The organism is Lactobacillus sp. (genome assembly GCF_051873315.1).
GTDB lineage: Bacteria > Bacillota > Bacilli > Lactobacillales > Lactobacillaceae > Lactobacillus.
This window is the reverse complement of record NZ_JBJEES010000010.1, coordinates 1-4,225: the sequence shown is the minus strand read 5'-3', so window position 1 is coordinate 4,225 and position 4,225 is coordinate 1. Positions and strand designations below refer to the sequence as shown.

The 4,225-nt window shown below is 50.2% G+C and carries 4 protein-coding genes and 1 pseudogene; 2 read left to right on the top strand and 3 right to left on the bottom strand.

Translation table 11 applies throughout. The features are described from left to right. Both ACI32D_RS00450 and ACI32D_RS00445 read right to left on the bottom strand, forming a co-directional pair. Positions 1-835 (bottom strand): annotated as a pseudogene (locus ACI32D_RS00450) (ornithine decarboxylase); the annotation flags it as partial. Between the two features lie 39 nt (positions 836-874). Continuing rightward, positions 875-1,117, bottom strand: coding sequence for a hypothetical protein (locus ACI32D_RS00445; RefSeq protein ID WP_439774716.1), 243 nt, complete (start codon positions 1,115-1,117; stop codon positions 875-877). Positions 1,118-1,575: 458 nt separating this feature from the next. Between ACI32D_RS00445 and ACI32D_RS00440 the strand changes: the two genes are divergently transcribed. After that, positions 1,576-3,030: an APC family permease gene (locus tag ACI32D_RS00440; protein WP_439774715.1), complete on the top strand. Its 1,455-nt coding sequence runs from the start codon at positions 1,576-1,578 to the stop codon at positions 3,028-3,030. A 66-nt stretch (positions 3,031-3,096) separates the two neighbouring features. Here ACI32D_RS00440 and ACI32D_RS00435 read toward each other — a convergent pair whose 3' ends face one another. After that, a complete protein-coding gene (locus ACI32D_RS00435; RefSeq protein WP_439774714.1) occupies positions 3,097-3,291 on the bottom strand; it encodes a hypothetical protein in 195 nt (64 codons plus the stop codon). A 109-nt stretch (positions 3,292-3,400) separates the two neighbouring features. Here ACI32D_RS00435 and wecB point away from each other — a divergent pair. Then, positions 3,401-4,225 (top strand): non-hydrolyzing UDP-N-acetylglucosamine 2-epimerase (wecB, locus tag ACI32D_RS00430; RefSeq protein WP_439774713.1); only part of this gene is annotated, 825 nt, incomplete at its 3' end.

Sequence of the window (4,225 nt, the reverse complement as noted above, 5' to 3'; positions counted from 1 at the left end):
CGTCATAGAAGATGCCGTCATAGGTCTCCAGCTGCAGGACTGCCAGGCGGAAAGGTCGGTCAGCCTTGGCGCGGTCAGGGTCGACCTTGGCGATTTCTTGGCGGATCAAGTCTTCGTCCAGACTGGCGGCGGTTAATGGCCCGATCAAGCCGTCGGCGTTTCTGTCAGTCGGCAAGTAAACCGGCTTAGCTCCGGTCATGACCAAGGCACTGTTGTAGATGGACTTGTGGTTGTTCCGGTCAAAAAGGACCAGGTCGCCTTCATCTAAAAGGGCGGTGGTGCAGATGGTGTTGGCGCTGGTCGTGCCGTTGGTGCAGAAGTAGACCTTGTCGGCATTGAAGGCCTTGGCAGCTTCTTGCTGGGCTTCTAAGGGTCCTCCGGTGTGGTTCATCATGTCGCCGAGTTCTGAGACGCAGTCGGAAGTGTCGGCTCTGAAGTAGTTGTCGCCGAAGAAGTTGCGCAAGACTGCTCCGGCTGGGTGGCGGTCATAGAAGCGGCCGTTGTGGTGGCCAGGAGTATCGAAGACCAGGTCATCTTGATCAGAAAAAACCGTCAGCTCCCGGATGAAGCGGGGAACATTGGCTTCTTCGTAGGCCTGGGCCAAGCGGCTGATTGCAGCTGGGCTTGTCTTAGGGCCAAATTCGATCAAGGGCAGGTCCAGGCCCAGCTTTTCCTTCATGGTCTGGTAGATGCCCCGGGACCGGCTGTCTTTTTCGTCGATGACGACGGCAGCCAGGCTGGCCGGGTTGACCAGCTCGGTCAGTTCAGTTTTGGGCCAGTTGATTGGTAGATAGGGCAGAAGCTCTTTTTTAGCAGCGATTGCTAGATAATGCATTGAAAAATTCCTTTCTGTTTTATGGATAGATGGAAGTTGCTACTTGTACTTGCGGTCACGTTCATCGCGGAATAAGTGATCAAAGAGCCAGTCGTATTGAGAGATAAAAATGAGAATGCCGATGCCAGCCGCGACTTGAAGCCAGACGGTGATGCCATAATCTCTGGTCAGCTTAAGAAAAGCAGCTCTCAAGTAGGAATGGCCAACAAACAGCCAATACAAAGAGTCAAGAATAGCTATCGCGGACAAAAGCGTCGCCGTTACTCGCAAAAACTTTTTCATATCGATCCCTTTCTGTTACTTGGTATTTTTATAAAAGCGCTTACCGCTTGATTCAATGCCTTTATAAAAAATTGTAGTAGGCATAGGTAGATTATACACTTTCAAGCTTTTTTTGCCAAAAAGCATTCTTAATCGCCGCCCTTAGTGATGTTTCCTTTTTGCGCATTTACTTGCACGAAAAAGGCCAGTTTCTCTTGCCGAGGGCAGATTAACCAAATATTTTTTACTAAAAGCTGGCTAATGACCGGTATGCGGATAACTTCTGCTTAACATTTGAAAGAATTTTCATTGAATTGAAAAACCTATAGAATTTTCAAAACAATAGGAATAAAATGGAAACGATACTTTTTTGATTGGAGACGGTGCAGTGACCAGCTTTTTAAAGCGCCAGAACAAGCCCCCGTGCTGGCAAATTGCCGCTTAAGACAATTTGACCAATAAGGAGCTTGATTTACAGAATGATTGAAGAAACCCCAAAGAAACACTACATGGCCTGGATGACCTTGGCGATGCTCGACTTCGTCACCATCATCCGCTTTGAAGATGTTTTCTACCCATACCAAAACCAAGGTCTGTCCGTGATCTTCTCATGGATTTTCCTTCTGATTTGCTACCAATTGCCATATACCTTGATTGCTACCCAATTGGGTCTGGCTTACAAGGATACTGAAGAAGGTGGCCTGGCCTCCTGGATCCGGCGGGGGACGGGCAGCGACGTATTAGGCTATGCTACCAGCTGGATGTACTGGGCCCAAACCGTGCCCTACCTGGTGGACGTGTCCAACTCCATCATCGTCTCCATTTCCTGGATGATCCTGGGCAACAACACTTTAGGCAAGCACATGTCGCCCTTCATGTTCGGTCTTTTGACCTTTGTCATTATTTTGATCTTTATCTTGTGTGAAAGTGCATATAAAAATTCCCTGGATCTTTTGTCCTTGATTGGGGGGATTGCCATGTTCGCCATGTCCGTGATCTTCGTGATCTTGATCATCTGGGCCCTCATGCACGGCGGCCACATTGCCACCAAGATGGAATGGTCCAGCTTTAAGCCGAACTTCAGTGTCCACTACTTCTCCACGACTGGCTTGTTGATCTTTGCCATGTCCGGGGCGGAACTGGCCGCGCCTTACGTGACGCGTCTCAAGAATCCCCGCAAGGAATTTCCAAAGTCAATGTGGATGCTTTTTGCCATGACGGTCTTCATGACCTTGACTGAAACTCTCGGTCTGGCTGTCCTCTTTGACGCCAAGCACATCCCGCACGACTTTAAGATGAACGGGGCCTTCTACGCCTTCCAGCTTCTGGGTGAAGAAGCCGGCATGGGCAAGAGCCTCATGTACATGTACGCCATCGTCTGCCTCTTGAACTTCATGGCCGACCTGGCCGCCTTGATTGATGCTGCCAGCCGGGTCTTTGCCTCTGACACTTCAGAAAAGTACATGCCAAGCTGGCTCAGAAAGAAGAACAAGGATGGCCTGCCAGTCAACAGTTACGTGCTGACTTGCAGCATCACGCTTTTCCTTTTGCTTTTGTCAGGGACCTTGCCGGAAATCAACGATATCTTCAACTGGCTTTTGAACTTGAACGGAATCGTCTCACCGTACAAGACTTCCGTTGTCTTCCTGGCCTTCTTGGCCTTCCGTTACCGGCACAAGACTTTTGCCGACGGCGACTTCGTCTTCATCAGAAACCACAAGGGGGCCCTGGCGGTCGGCTGGTGGTGCTTCATCTTTACCTTCATCTGCGCGACGATGGGCTTCCTGCCGCAGGATGTTACTTTTGACAGTCCGCAATGGACCAAGCAGCTCTGGATGAACATCATCACCGTTATCGTCCTCTTCGGGACTGGCTTCCTTCTGCCATGGCTCAGAAAGCTGGAAGTAAAGCACCAAGCCAAGGCTAAGGGCTAATGCAGAACAATAAAATAGAGTAAAGAAATAAGGAATCAGTCTGGCTGATTCCTTATTTTTGTTTCATCAATTTACAAGCAGTGGATTCTTCAAGAGCCAAATGGTCAAGGGGATGATGACCAAGAGCAAAATAAGGCTGGTAATCCGCAAAATCCGCCGCGCCTTTTGCCCTAAGGACCTGTCAAAAGAGTAGACCAGGCTGAAGCCGGCCAGGATGATCAAGAGGCTGTCGCCCAGGAGGGGGAAAATATTAACTGTCATAGTGCACCTCAAAATTGTTTTCTCGATTATTTTATGAAAAATTCGCCGCCTTCGCGCCTTTTTTGCTATGATTAAGTTAGCAATTTGCTAAGGAGGCAATAAACCCAGTATGCAGAAAATTAAAGTAATGACCGTTTTCGGGACCAGACCAGAAGCCATCAAGATGGCCCCTTTGGTCCTCAAGCTGATCAGTGACGACCGCTTCCAGCCAGTTACTGTGGTTACCGCCCAGCACCGGGAAATGCTGGACCAGGTCCTGGAGATTTTTAAAATCAAGCCGGATTACGACTTAAACATTATGCAGCCCCAGCAGACCTTGGCTGATATTACCACCCGGGTTTTGACCTCTTTGAGCCAAATCATCCAGGAAGAAAAGCCGGATATCGTCCTGGTCCACGGGGATACGACGACTTCCTTTGCCGCCAGCCTGGCTGCCTTTTACCAGCAGACTCCCCTGGGCCACGTTGAAGCGGGCCTGAGAACCTGGAATAAGTACTCACCTTTCCCGGAAGAGATGAACCGGCAACTGACCGACGTCTTGTCCGACCTTTACTTTGCCCCGACTTCAGTCAGCCGGGCCAACCTCTTAAAGGAAGGACACCCGGAAGAGAATATTTTTGTCACGGGCAACACGGCCATCGATGCCCTGGCCCAGACCGTCCAGGCCGACTACCAGCATGAAGTCTTAGACAAGATCGGCCAGGGCAAGCGGATTATCCTGGTCACCATGCACCGGCGGGAAAACCAGGGCGAGCCTATGCGGCGGGTCTTCAAGGTGATGAAGGACGTGGTTGACCAGACTGATGACGTTGAAGTCGTCTACCCGGTCCACCTTTCGCCAAGAGTCCAGGACGCTGCCAAAGAAGTTTTAGGCGGTGACCCCCGGATTCACTTGATCAAGCCTTTAGACGTGGTCGACTTCCACAACCTGGCC

Bases quoted from the DNA above. Each gene is read 5' to 3' on its own strand.
- ACI32D_RS00445 (WP_439774716.1), bottom strand. From the start codon at position 1,117: ATGAAAAAGTTTTTGCGAGTAACGGCGACGCTTTTGTCCGCGATAGCT.
- ACI32D_RS00440 (WP_439774715.1), top strand. From the start codon at position 1,576: ATGATTGAAGAAACCCCAAAGAAACACTACATGGCCTGGATGACCTTG.
- ACI32D_RS00435 (WP_439774714.1), bottom strand. From the start codon at position 3,291: ATGACAGTTAATATTTTCCCCCTCCTGGGCGACAGCCTCTTGATCATC.